Here is a 19,748-nt window from a genome sequence, read left to right as displayed (position 1 = left end):
AGACGCGCACCTAAACGGCACGAAAAACGTTGCTTTGGCCCTTTGACGCAGGGGCCGCTCCCACCAAGAGTTTTCCACTCCAGCTGTGTGCCCATTGTGTCGCTATAGGTAAGTGTGCGCGCTGATACTAGGCGCAACATCAGTTCAGCCTAAAACTCGCACGTCTCCGATACGGGGTATATGTCTGTCGCCACAGTAATCGTATGCACTGCCAATCCACACTTTTCCCTTGGGGGCGCGGTCGCGGGATGTTTCGGGACTACTGCGGCACTTTTCCGCCAGCTCTAACCAGGTCTTCCATGGCTTCAGCGAGTAGCACATCGGAACTGGTTAATCCGCCAGCGTCGTGGGTAGTCAGAACAACGTCTAGCTTGTTGTAAATATTTGACCACTCCGGGTGATGATTCAGGCGCTCTGCTACCAATGCGGCGCTGGCCATGAATCCGAACGCTTCGACGAAGTCGGCAAATACGAACTTTTTCCTGAGCTTGTCATCCACCACCCGCCACCCACGCGATTCTAGGTTGACGAGATCAGATTGCGATACGGGTTCGTACATCATCGGCATCATTTCCCCAGTCACTGTTCGTATGTTACGCGGCGCGCCATGGTACAGATGAGGTGCGCAATAGTGCGAAATGGCACGTAACAGGTTAAGTTTTAGCTTTTATTCAGGTTGAGGTCAGACAAGCATGCAGTCAGTCACCGCGTCATTACGCTATATCGCGCCACCTGATCAGCCCGTGGTCTACAACGCGTCAACTGCAGGCGCAAATGCACAGCTGGATATCAATGTGCCCTTCGATGACAGAAGGGTGGATGTCTTCAACGCCAGAGAACTCGCCCCTACCCCATCACTGGAACGCGAAGGTTTTAGCCTAGTAAACCACAATACGGCAGTCGATGATTTTTACGCACTGGCAGATCAGCTGGCAGACTATGAAGAAGAGCTGCGGCAATTGGTTTTGGCAGCTACCGGTGGCAAGCAGCTCATGGTGTTCGATCATACTCACCGCTCTGACTCCGCGCAGATACGTGGGCAGCAGCAAACGCGTGAGGCCACGGCGTTAATTCACAATGATTACACGGAAAGCTCAGCGCACAAGCGCTTGGGTGAGATTCTGGGCGCTGAAGTTTTGGACGAGTACAAAGACAAGCGCTTTATGATTGTAAACCTCTGGCGATCCATTAACGGGACGGTCATGCGCTCTCCCCTCGCCTGCTGCGATGCGCAAACGGTCGTCGAAGACAACGTGATAGCGGCGGAGCGTCGTACTGCAGATCGGATTGGTGAGCTGGAACTGGTCACATATCGAGCGGATCAGCGGTGGTACTTTTATCCGCAGTTGAGATTCGACGAGGCGCTACTCATCAAGACCTACGATAGTCAGCCAGGTGGTGCGGCCAAACGCGCCATTCACACGGCGTTTGAAGACGCTACTGCGCCGCTCAATGCGCCGCCCCGTGAAAGCATGGAATCCAGGATGCTCGTTCTTTTCTAACACGTGCCAAATAGTGCATCACCGTTGATGCCAGCGTCTTTGTCCTCGTATTGTGGGGATTCACTGCCCACCTTAGTCGTAGACAATACGTTGCAGTGTTGCCTCGTCGACATGTTCGAAGGCGCGCCCGTATATGTCGAGGGAGGTCACTTCGCGGTACGACAGCTCATCCCCGTCGACCAGCAGGCTCATAGAGAACGCGGTGGTCTTGGCTTTCTCCACCATAAACGGCGACTGCACAACACCAAAGGTTTCATCCCCGGCGGTTGCCTGTACCTTAAATCGTTGCCCCGCCCCTTCGTCGCTAATGGCGCCACCGGCGAGCACGCAAACGCCCCGAGGGATGCTCAGGGAGTGCATCAAAAGGCCGGTAGACGGCTCGAACATCCAGTGGCCAATCTGGTCATGAAAGATTTTGCCGTTCTTGCGCTTGCGCACTACCTGACGGTATTGAACACAGACAAGGTTCTGCTCCTCGGCGTTTTCAGCCGCGCCGGCAGGCGTGAACTCGATTTCATCGTAGTAGGCATTCTTGTCTTCGCCATCGGGCTCTGGCGACAGATCCAAACCTCTGTCACCCCACCACTTACCTAATAGCTGAAATAGCGGGCCATAATCTACGCCGTTGATTGATGTGCTCATGTCATCCCCCGATGATTTTTTAGAAATAGTTTAAGCCGACTTTCGCTTATCGACTATCGCGATAATGGCAAAAACCGGCAAGAGCACCAGCGGCACCACTGCTACTGACTGAAAAGATTCTACGGACGCGTAACGAACTACCTCTGCCATCGCATCAGGTGACAGCCCAGCGAGCTGCTCGGCACCACCTGCGGCTTCCAGTTTTGCCGCATCGAAGATCGCGCCCATTCTAGGCAGCACGAACTGAATCGACATGCCGCCTGCAAAGCCCATTAAGCCCATGGCCAGTGCGCCGCCTGTGGGGAAGCGCTCTGCGACAATACCCAACATGGTCGGCCACAGGTAGCAAACGCCAATGCCCCATACCGTGGCAGCGGCAAATGCCAATGCCGGTGTGTTGGCAAGGCTCAGCAGGTAAAGCCCGGCAGCGGCCGCCAGGCAACTCACAAACATCAGCCCTACCGATGAAATGCGACTGACGATGGGCCCGGCGAAATGGCGCATGACAAACATCAAGGCACTTACATACACCAACAAAAGAATGCCTTGCATGCCCACGATGTTAGATAGCGCTATATTCACCCATTGCCCGGGTGCCAGTTCTGCTGCAGCCGTGAGGAACATGCAGGCCCAAAACACCCAGAACAGCGGCCGGCGAATCAGTTCGCGCAGCATATCGGCATAGCTGGCACCGCTGGCCACGCGCTCGGTAACAGGGAATGCCGAAGTAGCCACAAGCACGGCCATCAACAGAGACGGCAATACCAGCAATAGTAGATTCAGCTCCCAGGCCAGTTCTGCCTGTGTCAGCCCCACGCCCGCAAGTCCACCCACAACGATACCCGCCGGCCACCAGGCGTGCAGTATGTTCAGCCTGTGCGTTTTCTCATCGGGATAGAGCGCCGCGATCATCGGGTTGGAGGCCGCCTCTACCGCACCCCAACCCAGGCCAGTCAGCAGCAGGCTGATCATGACGATGGTCTCCACGGTGCCAGAAGGTGGCATCAGCGTTGCGACGAACAGTCCCAGGGAACCTGCCAGATACCCAAGGGCTGACAGCAACAACATCGCTTTCATGCCCATGCGGTCCACCAGCGCGCTGCCGAACAACAGGGTCAATGCAAAGCCCGTGAATGTAACGCCGAGTGCCTCGCCAAGACGCGTAGCTGACGTCGCTGCATCGATAGGTATGTAGATATCGGCTTGCAGGTCTGGCGCGATGGTGGCGCGAACGGCAAAACCCAGCCCGATCATGAAAATCGAAAGGTTGCCGATGAAGTAAAGCCGTTTGCGATCGATTCCCGTGTCGGTCATACCAAGCCCATTTGTTGTCGTTATTGTTTTTATCGCGGTCGTTGCGTTCTAGCGTGCGAGTCCCAGCATGCGCCTCAGACTTTCAGGGTCTTGATCGCCGCCGGCGAAATCGTCGAAGGCTTTTTCGGTGGTGCGAATCATATGATCCGCAATAAACGCAGCACCCTCCCGGGCTCCGTCCTCTGGATGCTTCAGACAACACTCCCATTCCAGCACTGCCCAGCCTTCATAGCCGTGCTGCGTCAGCAAACTGAAGATTCGCCGGAAATCGATCTGCCCATCGCCCAGCGAGCGGAAACGACTGGGGCGATCCACCCAGTCCTGATAACCACCATAGATGCCGCTGCGGCCATTGGGGTTGAACTCTGCATCCTTCACATGAAACATCTTGATGCGCTCGTGATAGATGTCGATGAACTGCGCGTAGTCGAGCTGTTGCAGCAGGAAATGGCTGGGGTCATACAAAATATTGCAGCGCGGATGATTGCCAGTCGCAGCAAGAAACCGCTCAAAGGTGACGCCATCGTGCAAGTCTTCCCCGGGATGGATTTCGTAACACACATCCACACCCACATCATCAAAGGCGTCTAATATAGGGCGCCATCGCGTCGCGAGCTCTTCAAAGCCTGCCTCAACCAGTCCGGGTGGTCGTTGCGGCCACGGATAAAAGGTATGCCAAAGTAGCGCCCCCGAAAACGTGGCGTGTGCATTCAGACCAAGATTGGCACTGGCTTTCGTCGCTAGCATCAGCTGCTCCACAGCCCATGCCTGGCGGGCTTCGGGATTACCGCGCACCTCGGCGGGTGCGAAGTTATCAAACTGCTCGTCGAAGGCGGGATGCACCGCAACCAGCTGCCCCTGCAGGTGCGTGGACAATTCACTGATCTCGACCCCCGCCGCACTGCAAACGCCTTTGACCTCGTCGCAATAATCACGGCTCTCGGCCGCCTGCTTCAGATCAAACAGGTTGCTTTCCCAGGTGGGGACTTGAATGCCGCGATAGCCCATACCCGCCGCCCAACTGGCGATGCTTGCAAGGTCATTAAACGGAGGCGCGTCGTCTGCAAACTGCGCTAAAAAAATAGCGGGCCCTTTCATCAGTGGCTGTCCTCCAAGGTAGGTATGTCATGCCATTTCTGCTCGCTAAGACTGGCGTTAACGGCCGTTTCTATAAACGCCATACCGCGCAGCGCCATGGCTATGCCAGGCAGATCGCTGGCTTCCTCTGGCGGGATTCTTTGATTGTTGTGAGAGCGCACGCACGCGGCGAACTCGCGATAAATGTTGGCGAAGGCTTCAATGTAGCCCTCCGGGTGGCCCATAGGCGTGCGCGTTGCGGTTTGTGCCCCGGCACTCAGGTATTCAGCGCCTGCACGCAGCTGCTGATGCGGTTGGTCTGGCCAGCGCAGCCACAGCGTGTTGGGCTCCTGCTGCCGCCACTCGAGTCCACCGCGCTCTCCATAGACGCGAATAACGAGATTGTTCTCCTCCCCCGTCGCAATCTGGCTCGCGTTAAGAACGCCGCGTGCGCCCCCGTCAAACTTAAGCAGTGCTGCACCGTCATCATCCAGAGCGCGACCGCTCACGGTGGCCCTGAGATCAGAGCACAGCGCAGTGATTTGCTGCCCGCTGACGTACTCCGCCAGATTCGCCGCGTGTACACCAATGTCGCCCATGCAGCAGCTGGCCCCGGCTCGTTCGGGATCAAGCCGCCACTGCGCCTGCTTGTTGGTAATTTCTTCTCCGTGATTCGCCAACCAGCCCTGGGAGTAATCCACCAGCACCTTGCGTATGCCCCCCAACTCCCCGGCCTTTATGCGCGCCCTTGCCTCTCGAACCATCGGGTAGCCGGTATAGGTATGGGTAATGCCGTAGCACAGACCGCTTTCTCGCACCGCCTGCGCCAGCGCCCTCGCCTGCTGAAAATCCAGGGTTGCGGGCTTGTCGGACAGCACGTGAAACCCACGCGCCAGTGCCGCAGAGGCAATGGGGAAATGCGTGTCATTGGGGGTCACAATGGCCACAAACTGCATGCGCTGATCATCCGGTCGCGCCGCTTCCGCATCCAGCATAGTGATGTAGTCCGGGTAGCCCCGATCAGTCGGAATCCCTAATGTGGTGGCGGAACGCTGAGCCTTGTCTGGCGATTGGCTGAATGCACCGCACACCAGTTCCACTTCCCCGTCCAGTGCTGCCGCCATGCGATGAATGGCACCTATAAAGGCACCTTCACCGCCACCGACCATGCCCATTCTTATGCGTTGCATGTGCTCCTCCCCGAAGCCCGAAAGCCTAACACTTACCAGGGGTTAGCGCAGAACATCGAATCACGGCGTGTGCAGTGAGTTAGGCTCGCCGATTCACGTGACGATGTTATCCGGCTACCATGCCGACTTTTTCCGGGACCAAACGAATGCGCGCCCAGCCACTTTTATTTCGGAACACCTTGCCAGCGCCGGGCATCTGGGCCGTTATCGCATTGGCCGCTATTTTTCTCCTGGGCCCATTGGGCGTGGCAACCGCCGCTGATGAGGAAGCCGGTGGGACCTTCCTCGACCCGGACAGCCCCTGGCTACTGACGCCAACTCTGAGTAGCGATCCCAAACTTGGCACTACCGCCGGTGCCGTTGCAGGCTATATCTTCAAAATCGATGAGCTGTCCAAAGATTCACTGGTCGTAGCCTTCGGGAACTACAGCGATACCGACTCTTGGATGCTCGGAGGGTTCTCGGACCTGTACTGGGACAGCAACCGTCACAGGGTTCAGTTGGGCGGCATCAACGGCGTGATTCGCAATGACTACGATGACTTCCTCGGAACCGGGCTGCCCGCGCGAACCGAGGATGACCTGACCGCGTTTGCCGCGCGCTACTTTTATGGCCTGTCTGAGCACTGGTATCTCGGTGTTCAGGCCTTATCCAGCAATTATGCGATCGGCGCAGATGGCTTGCTGGGTGGCATCCTGGAGCAGATTGGCCTGGTCGGTTTCGATTCTAACGGCATTGGCCTGGCGGTTGAGTATGACTCCCGCGACAACATTCGAAACCCCCACCGCGGACAGCGCTTGAGCCTGCATAACACAGCCTACAGGGAGAGCCTGGGCGGTGATGAGTCATTCGACGCCTATAACGTGGATTTCAGTCACTACCAGCCCGTTGGAAGCCACGTCATTGCGCTTCAGTCCTATAGCCGATTCACCCATGATGCGCCGCTGGGCGGTTTTTCGTCGGTGAGACTTCGTGGGTACACACGTGGCAATTACCTTGCTGAGAACTACACACACCTGGATGTTGACGCGCGCTTCAGCCTCACCGGGCGTTGGGGTGCCAATGTTTTCGCGGGAGTCGGCTGCCTGTTCGAATCGGTCTCGGATTGCGGCAGCGGTGACGACCTCTACCCCTCGGGCGGCGTGGGTATCAGCTACCTGCTGAAGCCCGAGGCCGGCTTCGAGCTTAGAGCCGACTACGCGGTGGGTAAAAGTGACAACTCTGCCTTTTATCTCACCCTGGGCCATCCGTTCTGACAACAGAGAGACCCACGGGATCAAAGCCGATATACTGCGATCTTCGCCTAATTCATATTTACTTTAAGTAAAGCCTCTATGTCTCTGTTAAAAAACATTATTATAGCTGCTTCGGTTTTCTCAAGTGCCGCTCTGGCAGCGACCACCGGCCCCGAGAAGTTCGCCCAGTTGGGGCACTTGCTAAACACACCCACCGAGACGCGCCTTGCCAGCGGCGCTCCCGGGCCTGACTACTGGCAGCAACGGGCCGATTACCGCATCGAAGTCACATTGGACGACAAACGCCAGCGCCTCGATGGCCTGGTCACCATCGACTACACCAACAACAGCCCCCACACGCTGACATACCTATGGGTGCAACTGGATCAGAATCGCTTCCAGCCCGACTCGGACGATATGCTCACGCGCACCGCGCCCAACTTCGACAAGTTTCCCTACGGCACCATGGCGCACTTGCTGGAGCGCCAGGATTTTGATGGCGGCTTCAAAATCGACGCCGTAACAGACGCGAATGGTCAGCCCCTGGCGCACACCATCAACAAGACCATGATGCGTATCGAACTTCCTGAGCCTCTGGCACCCGCTGCGCAGTTCACCTTCAGTATCGATTGGGACCACAACATTATCGATGCCACTACAGTGAGCGCCCGAGGCGGGTATGAATACTTCGAAGCGGACGACAACTACCTGTATGAAATTGCCCAGTGGTATCCCCGCATTGCCGCCTACACCGACTATCAGGGGTGGCAGAACAAGCAATTTCTCGGCAACGGCGAGTTCACCCTGGAACTGGGCGATTTTGAGGTCTTAATCACCGCGCCAGCAGATCACATCGTGACGGCAACCGGTGTGCTTCAAAACGCCGATGAAGTACTGACAGCCGCACAGCTCGAACGCTACCAGCGCGCACAGACATCGTCTGAGCAATTGTTCATTGTGACGCCGGCGGAAGCCAAACAGAACGAGAAGAGCCGCAGTCGCGACCAAAAGACCTGGCGATTCTTTGCTGAAAACGTACGCGACTTCGCCTTTGCGTCTTCGCGCAAGTTCATTTGGGACGCCCAAGCCGTTCCCAATGGTGGCAGTGGCACCGTGTTGGCGATGTCTTTGTACCCCAACGAGGCGGAACCCCTTTGGAGCCAGTACTCAACGCCTGCCATTGCACACACCATCGAGGTTTACTCACGTTACACCTTTGAGTATCCCTACCCGGTGTCTATTTCGGTGAACGGCCCCGTGGGCGGCATGGAATACCCCATGATCACGTTCAACAAACCACGCCCCTACCCTGACCAAACCTACTGGGACGTGCGCCAGGTTGCCGGTGACAAAACCTGGGAGCGCAGTAAATACGGCCTCATTTCTGTCATCATTCACGAGGTGGGTCATAACTACTTCCCCATGATTGTGAACTCCGATGAGCGTCAGTGGACCTGGATGGATGAGGGTATGAACACCTTCCTTCAATTCGTCACCGAGCAGGAGTGGGAGGATGGCTACCCCTCACGCCGCGGCGAACCTGAGAACATTATCGAGTACATGACCAGCAGCCCGCAGGTTCCGATAATGACCAACTCGGAAACGATCCATCAGTTCGGCAATAACGCCTACGGCAAACCGGCTACTGCGCTGAACATACTGCGCGAAAGCATCATGGGGCGTGAACTGTTCGATTATGCCTTCCGCGAGTTTGCACAGCGTTGGATGTTCAAGCGTCCTACGCCCGCGGACTTCTTCCGCACGATGGAAGATGCCTCTGCGGTAGACCTGGACTGGTTCTGGCGCGGCTGGTTCTACGGTACTGAGCATGTCGATATCAGCATCGCCGATGTCTCGCTCTATCAGGTTGATACGGGCAATCCCGATGTGGAAAAGGCCTGGCAGCGCGAGGAAGAAGAGCGCAAGGAGCCTACCTTGTCGCAGCAGCGCAATGCCGACGTAGAGACCCTGGTGGATCGTAACCGCGACCTGCGCGACTTCTACACCGACTATGACGAGTTTGACGTGACACCTTACGACTACGCGCAGTTCGAGAAACTGCAGCAGTCATTGACCGATAAGGAACGCGCCCTTCTGGCCGCTGACAAGAACTTCTACACCGTGCGCTTTGACAATGTGGGTGGACTGGTGACGCCGCTGCCCCTGCGTATCACTTACGCGGGTGGCAAAACCGAGGAGATGGTGATTCCGGCTGAGATCTGGCGTCGCAATGCCCAGAGCGTGACCAAGCTCTTTATTGCGGACAGAGAGATCACCAGCATCGAGTTTGACCCGTATCGCAGCACAGCGGATGCTAACACCGCGGATAACGCTTGGCCGCGCCAACCCAAAGCCAGCCGCTTCAAGCTGTTCAAAGAGAGCGAGAAGCCCAATCCAATGCGTCATCAGGATAAAGAGCAGTGGGAACAGCCCATCCGTTAATCGCCCTTGTGCTGGGCCTGTGCGTTGCACTGGCCCAGGCCCATCCCAACCACACCAGTTTTGCCGAGGTCGACTGGAGCGAGGACCGCAGCTCGCTGGAGGTCTCGTTGCGTGTGATTCCAGAGGATCTTGAGCAGGCTTTGGCATTCATCAGTGGCGCCCCCGTCAACCTGCAGCAACCCGATATCGACACCCTGCTTGCCGCCTATCTCCAGCGGCATTTCCAGGTTGCCGATCCGCAGGGTTCTGTGGCGCCGGTCACCCTGGTGGGCACCTCCGTGCAGTACCGACAAACCTGGCTGTATTTCACACTGGCGGCCCCCGCCGAGCAGCCGCTCTCACTGACCAACACCCTCCTCCTGGACACCGTGGAGGGACAGGTCAACCAGGTTCGACCCCTGTGGCAGGCCGAATCCTTGATATTCAATGCCGAAACGTCCACACAGCCGCTCTGGCGACCCTGACGGCTGGCACGCCGTTGGGAAGCCCTCGAACTTTCCTCGTGCAGCGTAGTCCTAGCCTGATACACGGTTTGACCAATGCTCGGAGGCAGTTACACTTGATCACTCGCGGTACGAAAAAGGTAGTTCCCTTGATAATAAGATCCCGTCTGGCGAAGTCCGCCAATACACTGCTTACCGGCCTGCTGGCATCAACGCTGGCCCTGCCTGCCGCCGCGGTTATCGAGTACACCGAAACGCAGCAGGACACCATCGTCGAACTGGTGGACCAGCTAGAAGAGCGGCACTACGCAAAGCTGCGCTACAACGATGACTTGTCTTCGGAGCACCTTGACAACTACATCGATAGCCTCGATGGCGGCAAGATGTTCTTTACCACCGCGGACCTGGCCGAGTTCGAGCAATACCGCACCCGCATGGACGAGGACCTACACAAGGGCAGCCTGGATGCGGGGTTTGCCATCTTTAACCGTTATCAGGCTCGCCTGGAAGCCCGACTCGGACAGGTGATTGACAGCCTGGACACGTCCATCGCCGCGATGGATTTCACCGTCGACGAGCAATACCGGCTCAACGGTGATGACCGGGAATGGGCCAATACGCAGGAAGAATTGGATGAGCGCTGGCGCAAACATCTGAAAAACCAGGTCTTGAGCCTTCGGGTTGCTGAGAAAGACCCCGAGGAAATTGCCGAGACACTAGGCAAACGCTATACCAACCAGCTGAACCGCGTAAAGCAGTACAACAATCAGGATGTCTTCCAGATTTATGCCAACGCGCTGACTGAGTTATATGACCCCCACACAAATTACCTGTCGCCGAGACGCTCAGAGAACTTCAATATCAATATGAGCCTTTCACTGGAAGGTATTGGCGCTGTCCTGCAGATCGAGGATGAGTACACCAAAGTGGCGCGCATTGTCGCCGCGGGCCCTGCTGACAAACAGGGTGAGCTCAAAGCCGCGGATCGCATTGTGGCCGTCGGCCAGGGTACCGATGGCGACATGCAGGATGTCATCGGCTGGCGCCTTGATGAGGTTGTTGAACTGATCCGCGGCCCCAAGGGCACCACCGTAAAGCTCGAGGTCATCCCGGCCAAGGGCAAGTCGGATTCTCGCAAACAGATCACTATCGTGCGCAACAAGGTGAAGCTGGAAGAGCAGTCAGCCCAGAGCAAAATCCTGGAGATTCCCAACGGCGACCAGACCATGCGCGTGGGTGTCATCGACATCCCGGCCTTCTATATCGACTTCGATGCGATGCGTCGGGGCGACAAGGACTATAAGAGCACAACACGTGACGTGAAGGCGTTGCTTGATGGCCTGCAAGATGAGGGCGTAGACGGCATTGTGGTTGATCTGCGCAACAACGGCGGTGGATCACTGCAGGAGGCCAATGAGCTGACTGGCTTGTTTATCGAATACGGGCCCACCGTACAAATCCGTCACTCGTCCCGACGTGTCTGGCGCGACGGCAAGCGCCTGCGTGGCCCTTACTACGACGGCCCCTTGGTGGTATTGATCAACCGCTTGAGCGCCTCGGCGTCCGAAATCTTTGCCGGTGCCATCCAGGATTATCAGCGCGGCCTGATCGTAGGTGACCGCTCCTTCGGTAAAGGCACAGTACAAACTCTGGTGCCACTCACTGAAGGGCAACTCAAGCTCACGGAGAGCAAGTTCTACCGCATCTCCGGCGACAGCACCCAGCACCGCGGTGTTGTACCCGACATTGAGTTTCCCTCCATTTACGACCCCGAGCAAATCGGCGAAAGCTCGCTGAATCATGCGCTGAACTGGGACCAGATCAACCCCGTGCGTCACCGCCGTTACGACGATTTGTCGTCGCTGTTGCCACGCGTTGGAGAGTTGTTCCAGGAACGTGCCCAGACCAACCCGGACTTTGTGTACCTCGAAGAACAAGTCAACCTGGCAGACGAAACTCGCGATATTCGCGCCCTGCCACTGAATGAGGCTGCTCGTATCGCCATGCGCGAAGAGCAGGAGGCCAAGGCTCTGGCGATAGAAAATCGTCGGCGTGCATCGCGTGGCGAAGAACCGCTGGCGTCACTGGATGAAGAAGAAACGTCCGAGGAAAGCGAAGACACTACCGGTGATGTGGAGCTTGCCGATGGTGAGCGGGCGCAGGATAGCCTGGGTGTAACGGACTACAGCGCCGAAGAGACTGAAGAAGAGGAAGAAAACACCGACGTCCTGCTCTCAGAGGCCGGTAACATTCTGGTGGACACCCTGGTTCTGAAGCAGCGAGCGTTCGCTCTCAACAGTCCCGCAGAGTCGGAAAAACAGCAAAACTAGCTCAGCTCCGGACCTATCCCCGGGGCCGGAACCACCCCAGCGATTGATGCAAGCCTGCAACGCTGCCAACGATAATGAGTGTGGGGGCCTTGGGTTGCTCACGCTCTACAACACTCGCCATCGTAGCCAATGTGCCCGTAAGCACACGCTGCTCTGGGGTGCTGGCCTTCTCTACCAGTGCGCAAGGGGTGTCTGCGTCGCGCCCGTGTGCCTGTAACTCACGACAAATAATGGGTAAGCCCACCAGCCCCATGTAAAACACCAGTGTTTCGGCCGGGGACTGCATGGACTGCCAGTCCAGCGATAGCTCCCCGTTTTTGGTGTGCCCGGTGATAAACCTGACAGACTGCGCGTGGTCCCTGTGTGTCAGTGGAATACCACCATAGGCTGCGGCGGCACTGGCCGCTGTGACGGCCGGGACAACCTGAAAGGGAACCTGGTGCTCTGCCAGTAGCGCAATCTCTTCTCCACCGCGACCGAAGATGAACGGGTCTCCGCCCTTTAGACGGGCAACACACTGCCCCTGCTGTGCCAACTCCAGCAGCCATTGATTAATACGATCCTGAGGAACAGCGTGCTCGTCCCGCTGCTTACCCACATAAAAGCGTTCAGCATCCTTGCGGGCCATATCAACGATGGCAGGGTTCACGAGTCGGTCGTACAGGATGACATCAGCACGTTGCAGTAGCCGCAAGGCTTTGAACGTCATGAGGTCGGGATCACCGGGGCCCGCGCCGATCAGGAATACTTCGCCGGTGGCTGGCCTGCCTGATGCCAGGGCTGTCTCCAGCGTTTGTGTAGCACCGGCCTCGTCCCCCGCCATCACTTGTTCTGCAATGGCACCACCTAACAGAGCCTCCCAAAAGTGCCGACGGCCCGACTCATCGCCAATGGCCGCCTTAACCCGTTCGCGCATCTGCCCGGCCCAGCGCGCGAGCCGCCCATAGCCCTGGGGCACCAGAGTTTCAATCTGAGTACGCACGTTACGGGCGAGGACAGGGCTGCTACCGCCGCTGTTGATGGCGATAGTTATCGGGTTTCGGTCCACGATTGACGGAACAATGAAGGTGCACAGGGCTGGATCGTCCACCACGTTCACAGGGATATTCCGCGCGTCGGCTTCTTCAAAGATCGATTGATTGAGCTCTCGATCCGGCGTCGCGGCGATCACCAGCTTCTGGCCTTCAAGATCGGCGGTTTCATAGCGCTTACGGCGCCAGGTCCCGCCCCACTCCTCCAGGGCCAATTCCAGTTCTGAAACAATATCCGGAGCGACAACGGTCAACTGCGCTCCAGCCCGGGCCATCAGTCTGGCTTTGCGCACCCCGACTGATCCGCCACCGACCAGCAATACATGCCGACCCCGGAGTCGTAAACTGACTGGAAAATAGTCCACGTGAGGTCCCAGCCTACGCCGATGGTTTACGCGGGCTTACCGAGTACGTCAGCTCCGCCCATGTAGGGTTTGAGAACATCCGGTACTCGAACAGAGCCGTCCGCCTGCTGGTAGTTCTCCAACACGGCAACCAGTGTACGGCCGACCGCGAGGCCAGAGCCGTTCAGGGTATGCAGCAATTCCGGCTTGCCCGTTTCAGGGTTACGCCACCGAGCCTGCATACGCCGGGCCTGGTAGTCGCCGAAGTTCGAACAGCTGGAAATCTCGCGGTAAGCGGCCTGCCCGGGTAGCCAAACTTCGAGGTCGTAGGTTTTGCGGGCAGAAAAACCGATATCGCCACCACAAAGAATCACCTTGCGGTACGGAAGCTCTAGCGCCTGCAAAATGGCTTCTGCGTGGCCAGTTAGTGTCTCCAGCGCGGCATCCGATGCTTCAGGTCGAACAAAGTGCACCAATTCGACCTTCTCGAATTGATGCTGGCGAATCATGCCCCGCGTATCGCGGCCGTAGCTGCCGGCTTCAGATCGGAAGCACGGGGTATGGCAGGCATAACGCAGTCCTTGCTCGCCAAGTTCCTTATCGTCAAAAATTCGATCGCGACCCACGTTGGTGACAGGCACCTCAGCCGTCGGAATCAGGTAGTACTCCTGATCACCCACCAGCTTAAACAGATCTTCTTCAAACTTGGGCAACTGGCCTGTGCCACGCAATGAGTCGCGGTTGACCATGTACGGCACATAGATTTCGCTGTAGCCATACTCGCTGGTGTGAGTGTTTAACATGAACTGCGTGAGCGCGCGATGCAGACGGGCAAGCTCACCGTACATAACGGTAAAACGCGCGCCGGTAATCTTGCCAGCAGTCGCGGCATCCAGTTGACCCAGCCCCTCGCCCAGATCCACGTGGTCTAGCGCATCAAAGCCGAGTTTCGTAGGTTCACCCCAACGGGCCACCTCAATGTTGTCTTCTTCAGAATCGCCCGCCGGTACGTCATCCGCCAGCAGATTTGGGGTCCCCAGCAGCAAAGCCTCAAGTGCGACCTGCACCGCTTGCGCTTCCGCTGTGGCCGCGTCAATTTCCGACGCGATCTTTTCCAGCGTTTCGTTCACCTGCGCCTTGGCGTCGTCTACGGTCATGCCACCGGCGATCAACTCGCCGATTTTTTTGGAGGCACTCTTACGCTCTGCCTGCAGCGTTTGGGCTGCCACGTCTGCTTGCTTACGCCGCGCATCGAGTGCCTCAAATTCGGTGGCGTCGAAGCTGAAGCCTCGTCGCGCCAGGTTATCGGCGACAGCGACGGGATCTTTCCGAACGGCCTTGATATCCAGCATGGGATTCCCAACGTTACGATAAAAAAAAGGGGCGCTAGTGTACTGGATTTCAGGGGGCTTGTTACAGGGCTAGCGAGGCTGGTTATAGCCGCCCGCGGCGCGGGGATTCAGCTGAGGAAGCGTGTCAGCTGTATGGCACATCCGGCGGCCAGCACACAGGCTAGGGCGCTGAAGATGATATAAGCCAGTGCATGCCACAACTGCCCTTGCTCAATCAGCGTGATGGTTTCCAGCGAAAACGTTGAGAAGGTCGTGAAAGCGCCGAGGAAGCCAATCATCAGCACGCTGCGCCAACCGGGGTGCAAAATGTCTTTTTCAACCAGAAGCACATACGCAACGCCAATCGCGAAACTGCCGATAACATTAACCATCAGCGTGCCCAGCGGGAGGTGCCCCTTCCACAGGCTATGAACCCACTCAGACAAAAGGTAGCGGCCCACGGCACCGCCCGCGCCCCCCAGAGCAATGAACAGCAGGTACTTCATGACCCGCGCCCTCGTTGCATGGTGAGTACGTCAGGCATCTGCATTAGCCATACCGCTTGTCTGCACTCTGCTGGTCCAGACTGCGCAGGTACGCCAGTTTCTGACCGATTTGCTTCTCCAGACCGCGAGGTGTCGGGTGATAAAAACGCTCATCCTTCATAGCTTCAGGAAAGTAGTTTTCTCCGGCCGCAAACGCATCTGCTTCGTCGTGGGCGTAGCGGTATTCGTCGCCATGACCCATGTTTTTCATCAGCTGTGTGGGAGCATTGCGCAGGTGCATGGGGACTTCATGGCTATCGCCGGCTGCCACGGCGCCGGAGGCCGCTTTATACGCGTTGTAAACCGCATTGCTTTTCGGCGCGCAGGACAGGTATACAACGGCTTGCGCCAGTGCGAGCTCGCCCTCCGGGCTACCTAATCGCTCCTGCACCTGCCAGGCATCCAGACACAGCGATAGTGCGCGTGGATCTGCGTTGCCGATATCTTCGCTGGCCATGCGCACGATCCGACGCGCCAGGTACAGTCCGTCACAGCCGCCATCCAACATGCGACACAGCCAATACAAGGCTGCATCCGGCGAACTGCCACGCACGGCCTTGTGCAGGGCACTGATCTGGTCATAGAACAGATCACCGCCCTTATCGAAGCGCCGCAAGCTGGCCTGCAACACTTCCTCCAGAGTCGCATCGGTGACGGTGCGAACGCCGCCCTCGCCCTCCTCGGCCAGATCGGTAGCCAGCTCAAGCAGGTTCAGCGCTCGACGCGCGTCACCGTCGGCCTGCTGCGCAATAGCCTTGAGCTGCGCCTGCCCCACTGAGACTGCGTCATCGGTCATGGCGCAGGCACGTTGCAGCACCTCTGCCAGCTCCGCCGGGTCGAGGTTGCGCAACTTGTACACGCGGGAGCGGGACAGTAAGGCGTTATTGAGCTCAAAAGAAGGGTTTTCGGTGGTGGCACCGATAAATATCACCGTGCCATCTTCGACGTAGGGGAGAAAGGCATCCTGCTGCGCCTTGTTAAAGCGATGTACCTCATCCACAAACAGCACTGTATCCCTGCCCATGGTCTTGTTGGCCTGGGCTTTATCCACCGCGGCACGAATGTCCTTAACCCCGGCGAGGACCGCAGACAATTGAACGAAATCCGCCTGCGCGGCGTGCGCGGCAATGCGAGCCAATGTGGTTTTGCCGACCCCGGGAGGCCCCCAGAGCAACATAGAGTGCAGCTGCCCCGTGTCGATGGCAACCCGCAGAGGTTTACCCTCGGCAAGTATGTGAGGCTGACCGACATAGCCACTCAGCGCTGTTGGACGCTGTCGCGATGCCAGGGGTTGATAGCCGTTACCCGGCGCCTCGGCAGACGCTGACGGCGAAGAATCGAAGAGTCCGCCCTGCCCTTCACTCCTCATAGTAGAAAGTGTCTACGTTTTCCGGCGCATTGATCGCAAAGTCATCGGCTGATAGTAACGTCTGAAGGTCTACCGCACTGAACATGACAACAATACGTTGCTGCAGTCGATCCAGAACCTCCATAGCCACCAGGGAATTACCCTCGAACCGCAGTGACAGTGACTCAAAGCCGGCATCTGCATCAAGGGCACGCAGCGTATAACTATCGCCCTCCCCCTCGATATCAAAGCGATCACTCAATGCTGCAAGGTCGCCGCCCAGTACCTGCAAAGGACTCACTGCAACGGCGGTGACCGGACGCCGGGTCAGCGTCTCAAGGTCCTTGTCGTAGTGCCACAGATAGATGTCATCAGCGACGATCAACTGACTGTCAGGTGACGTGATTTCCCAAGAAAAAAAAGCCGGGCGCAGCAGTTGAAAGCGCCCTGCTGACTCCCCGAGGACTTCACCGTTGGGCCCGTATTGCGTCTGCATGAAATCGCCGCGCATGTGCACCACTTCAGACAATCGCTCGGTGAGCGATGCGGTGGCGCTGGCCTGAGCGTCCCGGGCAATACCGATAATGAGACAGGCAGATAACGCAGCGACTAACAACAATCGCAACGGTGAGGTTTCCATGGCGGCCCTATTCCTCTGGTGGCGGCGGTGCCAGCACTTCGCGTTGACCATTAGTGCCCATCTCGGACACGACCCCTGCCGTCTCCATGGACTCGATCAACCGCGCAGCGCGGTTGTAACCAATACGCAATTTACGCTGCACACTGGAAATGGATGCACGTCGAGACTGAGTGACATAGTGCACCGCTTCGTCGTAGAGGGCATCGCCCTCATTATCTTCGTCTGCCGAGCCAGCCTGAAGTTCCCCGGCGGTCACCGGCGTGGAACTGCCCTCATCCAGTAAGCCATCGATGTATGAGGGTTCACCGCGGCGCTTCCAGTCGGCGACCACGCGGTGCACTTCTTCATCGGAACAAAATGCCCCATGCACACGGTTGGGAATACCGGAGCCGGGCGGCATGTACAGCATGTCGCCGTGCCCCAGGAGCTGCTCAGCACCGCCTTGGTCCAGAATGGTTCGGGAGTCCACTTTGGAGCTGACCTGGAAGGCGATCCGGGTGGGTACGTTCGCCTTGATCAGGCCTGTGATGACATCCACAGAGGGGCGCTGTGTCGCCAGGATCAGGTGAATACCCGCCGCACGCGCTTTCTGGGCAATACGGGCAATCAATTCTTCCACTTTCTTGCCCACAATCATCATCATGTCGGCGAACTCGTCGATCACCACAATAATCGCCGGCAGCTTATCGAGGTCGGGCGGTGTTTGTTCTTCGTCGGTTTCGGCGAATATCGGATCGGGGGTCCACAGCGGATCAGCGATGGGAGTCCCAGCTTTCTTAGCGTCCAGGACCTTGCGGTTATAGCCAGACAAATTCCGCACGCCCAATGCGGCCATCAGTTTGTAGCGCCGCTCCATTTCCGCCACGCACCAGCGCAAGCCGTTGGCGGCGTCCTTCATATCGGTGATCACAGGCGTCAACAGGTGAGGGATACCGTCGTACACCGACAATTCCAGCATCTTCGGGTCTACGAGGATGAGCCGAACGTCCTCCGGGCTGGACTTGTAGAGCAAGCTGATCAGCATGCAGTTCACGCCCACCGACTTACCTGAACCGGTGGTACCTGCGACCAGCAGGTGAGGCATCTTGGCCAGATCTGCCACCACGGGCTGCCCTGAAATATCGTGACCCAGTGCCAGAGTCAGTGGTGAGCGAGACTGGTCAAAGGCCTTTGAGGCCAAGACCTCACGGAAGTTAACTACCTCCCGGTCTTCGTTGGGAATCTCAATACCCACAACACTCTTGCCGGGAATCACCTCAACAACGCGAACCGAGATCACCGCCAGGGAACGCGCGAGGTCCTTTGCCAGGTTTGAGATGCGAGACACCTTCACCCCGGCGGCCGGCTGGATCTCAAACCGGGTAATAACCGGGCCCGGATATACGGCGGTGACTTCTGCGGTAACCCCGAAATCCGCCAGTTTTAACTCCAGCAGCTTGGAGAGCCCCTCAAGCGCCTCTTTGGAGTAACCGGTGTTAGGGTCTTTCACTTCCTCATCCAGCAGCTCCAGCGGCGGCAACTCACCGGTAACCGGAGCATCAAACAGCGGCTGCTGCTTTTCCTTCTCAGCCCGCTCGCTGGCCTCGGCCTTGGGCTTCAGGGGTTTGATTTTGGGCGGTTTGCGTTTCTTGGTCTTCTTGACATGTTCCTCAATAACCACCTTGCGCGCTTCGAGCTGCTTGTCGCGCTCACGCCGGTCTCGAATCCCATCGACCAACGATAACACCAAGGCCTGGGAGCGGCGGTAGCCAGCTATCGCTGCCGCGCCCGTTTGCTCCATCAGACGCAGCCAGCTCAGGTCGGTGAAGATGGTCATACCAAACAGGAACACGGCGAGCAAAATGAGGCGACTGCCCACAGGGCTAAACGCACGTGTGAATGCGTCACCGATGGATTGCCCCAGAATACCTCCGGCGCCCTGGGGTAATCCGCTGTTACCCAGGTCGTTCATTGCGGCCAGCGCGGTGCCGGCGATCATCACCAGCACCAGCCCCAGGGTGCGGATGCTGAACGTCATCCAGTCAAAGCCGCCCGGCTCGTTACGGTCCAGGAGAATAATCACGGCCCGGTAGGCCAGCATGACTGGGAACAGGTAGGCGGCAAACCCCACCAGCGAGAAGAACACGTCCGCCATCCAGGCGCCTGTGATACCGCCGAGGTTGGCGATGCCCTCGCCCGCGCCAGTTGCTGACCAGCCGGGATCGCGTGTGCTGTACGTAATGAGTGCCAGCAGCAGATAGCCACAGGCGGCGCTGATCCCGATGAACGCGCCCTCGCGTAACCGTGGCCCCAGGAAGTTTTCGTGTTTGGTTGTCTCAGACACCCGTACCCGCC

Annotated in this window: 16 protein-coding genes; 5 read left to right on the top strand and 11 right to left on the bottom strand. The window is 57.8% G+C overall.

Annotated features, from left to right (window positions below; all coding sequences use genetic code 11):
• Window positions 1-259 precede the first annotated feature (259 nt).
• Entirely contained in the window at window positions 260-562 is a 303-nt protein-coding gene (locus tag IE089_RS04980) for a 4a-hydroxytetrahydrobiopterin dehydratase (RefSeq protein ID WP_229802591.1), read from the bottom strand.
• A gap of 130 nt (window positions 563-692) precedes the next feature.
• Between IE089_RS04980 and IE089_RS04975 the strand changes: the two genes are divergently transcribed.
• The gene (locus IE089_RS04975) at window positions 693-1,502 is read left to right on the top strand and encodes a CmcJ/NvfI family oxidoreductase (protein WP_189475699.1); all 810 of its coding nucleotides are present in this window, start codon (window positions 693-695) and stop codon (window positions 1,500-1,502) included.
• Between the two features lie 72 nt (window positions 1,503-1,574).
• Here IE089_RS04975 and IE089_RS04970 read toward each other — a convergent pair whose 3' ends face one another.
• From IE089_RS04970 to IE089_RS04955, 4 genes are read right to left on the bottom strand one after another with little or no spacing between them, the layout of a single operon-like run.
• Window positions 1,575-2,144, bottom strand: a complete 570-nt coding sequence (locus IE089_RS04970; protein ID WP_189475697.1) for a heme-binding beta-barrel domain-containing protein — start codon at window positions 2,142-2,144, stop codon at window positions 1,575-1,577.
• Window positions 2,145-2,174: 30 nt separating this feature from the next.
• Window positions 2,175-3,458 carry an MFS transporter gene (locus tag IE089_RS04965; protein WP_189475694.1) on the bottom strand — a complete coding sequence of 428 codons (1,284 nt, stop codon included), beginning with the start codon at window positions 3,456-3,458 and terminating at the stop codon, window positions 2,175-2,177.
• Window positions 3,459-3,506: 48 nt separating this feature from the next.
• On the bottom strand, window positions 3,507-4,556 hold the full coding sequence (locus IE089_RS04960) for a sugar phosphate isomerase/epimerase family protein (RefSeq protein WP_189475692.1): 1,050 nt from the start codon (window positions 4,554-4,556) through the stop codon (window positions 3,507-3,509).
• On the bottom strand, window positions 4,556-5,725 hold the full coding sequence (locus IE089_RS04955; protein WP_229802590.1) for a Gfo/Idh/MocA family protein: 1,170 nt from the start codon (window positions 5,723-5,725) through the stop codon (window positions 4,556-4,558). The genes IE089_RS04960 and IE089_RS04955 overlap by 1 nt, the downstream gene beginning before the upstream one ends.
• Window positions 5,726-5,871: 146 nt before the next feature.
• On the opposite strand from IE089_RS04955, the gene IE089_RS04950 reads away from it, so the two are divergent.
• From IE089_RS04950 to IE089_RS04935, 4 genes are all read left to right on the top strand, one after another.
• Window positions 5,872-6,981: a BamA/TamA family outer membrane protein gene (locus IE089_RS04950; RefSeq protein ID WP_189475690.1), complete on the top strand. Its 1,110-nt coding sequence runs from the start codon at window positions 5,872-5,874 to the stop codon at window positions 6,979-6,981.
• A gap of 78 nt (window positions 6,982-7,059) precedes the next feature.
• The gene (locus IE089_RS04945) at window positions 7,060-9,402 is read left to right on the top strand and encodes a M1 family metallopeptidase (RefSeq protein ID WP_189475688.1); all 2,343 of its coding nucleotides are present in this window, start codon (window positions 7,060-7,062) and stop codon (window positions 9,400-9,402) included.
• Window positions 9,381-9,866 carry a DUF6702 family protein gene (locus IE089_RS04940; RefSeq protein ID WP_189475686.1) on the top strand — a complete coding sequence of 162 codons (486 nt, stop codon included), beginning with the start codon at window positions 9,381-9,383 and terminating at the stop codon, window positions 9,864-9,866. The genes IE089_RS04945 and IE089_RS04940 overlap by 22 nt, the downstream gene beginning before the upstream one ends.
• 128 nt (window positions 9,867-9,994) lie before the next feature.
• A complete protein-coding gene (locus IE089_RS04935; RefSeq protein ID WP_189475684.1) occupies window positions 9,995-12,175 on the top strand; it encodes a carboxy terminal-processing peptidase in 2,181 nt (726 codons plus the stop codon).
• 13 nt (window positions 12,176-12,188) lie between these two features.
• Here IE089_RS04935 and cysG read toward each other — a convergent pair whose 3' ends face one another.
• From cysG to IE089_RS04905, 6 genes are all read right to left on the bottom strand, one after another.
• Window positions 12,189-13,571: a siroheme synthase CysG gene (cysG, locus tag IE089_RS04930; RefSeq protein ID WP_189475682.1), complete on the bottom strand. Its 1,383-nt coding sequence runs from the start codon at window positions 13,569-13,571 to the stop codon at window positions 12,189-12,191.
• Window positions 13,572-13,597: 26 nt separating this feature from the next.
• Complete coding sequence (gene serS / locus IE089_RS04925) at window positions 13,598-14,902, bottom strand: serine--tRNA ligase (RefSeq protein WP_189475680.1); 1,305 nt, start codon at window positions 14,900-14,902, stop codon at window positions 13,598-13,600.
• 107 nt (window positions 14,903-15,009) lie between these two features.
• Window positions 15,010-15,387 carry a fluoride efflux transporter CrcB gene (crcB, locus tag IE089_RS04920; RefSeq protein WP_189475678.1) on the bottom strand — a complete coding sequence of 126 codons (378 nt, stop codon included), beginning with the start codon at window positions 15,385-15,387 and terminating at the stop codon, window positions 15,010-15,012.
• 43 nt (window positions 15,388-15,430) lie between these two features.
• Window positions 15,431-16,795: a replication-associated recombination protein A gene (locus tag IE089_RS04915; protein ID WP_189475677.1), complete on the bottom strand. Its 1,365-nt coding sequence runs from the start codon at window positions 16,793-16,795 to the stop codon at window positions 15,431-15,433.
• Window positions 16,785-17,414, bottom strand: a complete 630-nt coding sequence (lolA, locus tag IE089_RS04910; protein WP_189475675.1) for an outer membrane lipoprotein periplasmic chaperone LolA — start codon at window positions 17,412-17,414, stop codon at window positions 16,785-16,787. The genes IE089_RS04915 and lolA overlap by 11 nt, the downstream gene beginning before the upstream one ends.
• A 7-nt stretch (window positions 17,415-17,421) precedes the next feature.
• On the bottom strand, window positions 17,422-19,737 hold the full coding sequence (locus tag IE089_RS04905; protein WP_229802589.1) for a DNA translocase FtsK: 2,316 nt from the start codon (window positions 19,735-19,737) through the stop codon (window positions 17,422-17,424).
• Window positions 19,738-19,748 lie beyond the last annotated feature (11 nt).

Origin of the sequence: Parahalioglobus pacificus (assembly GCF_014652275.1) — a bacterium.
GTDB lineage: Bacteria > Pseudomonadota > Gammaproteobacteria > Pseudomonadales > Halieaceae > Parahalioglobus > Parahalioglobus pacificus.
This window is presented reverse-complemented; position numbering and strand designations above follow the sequence as displayed.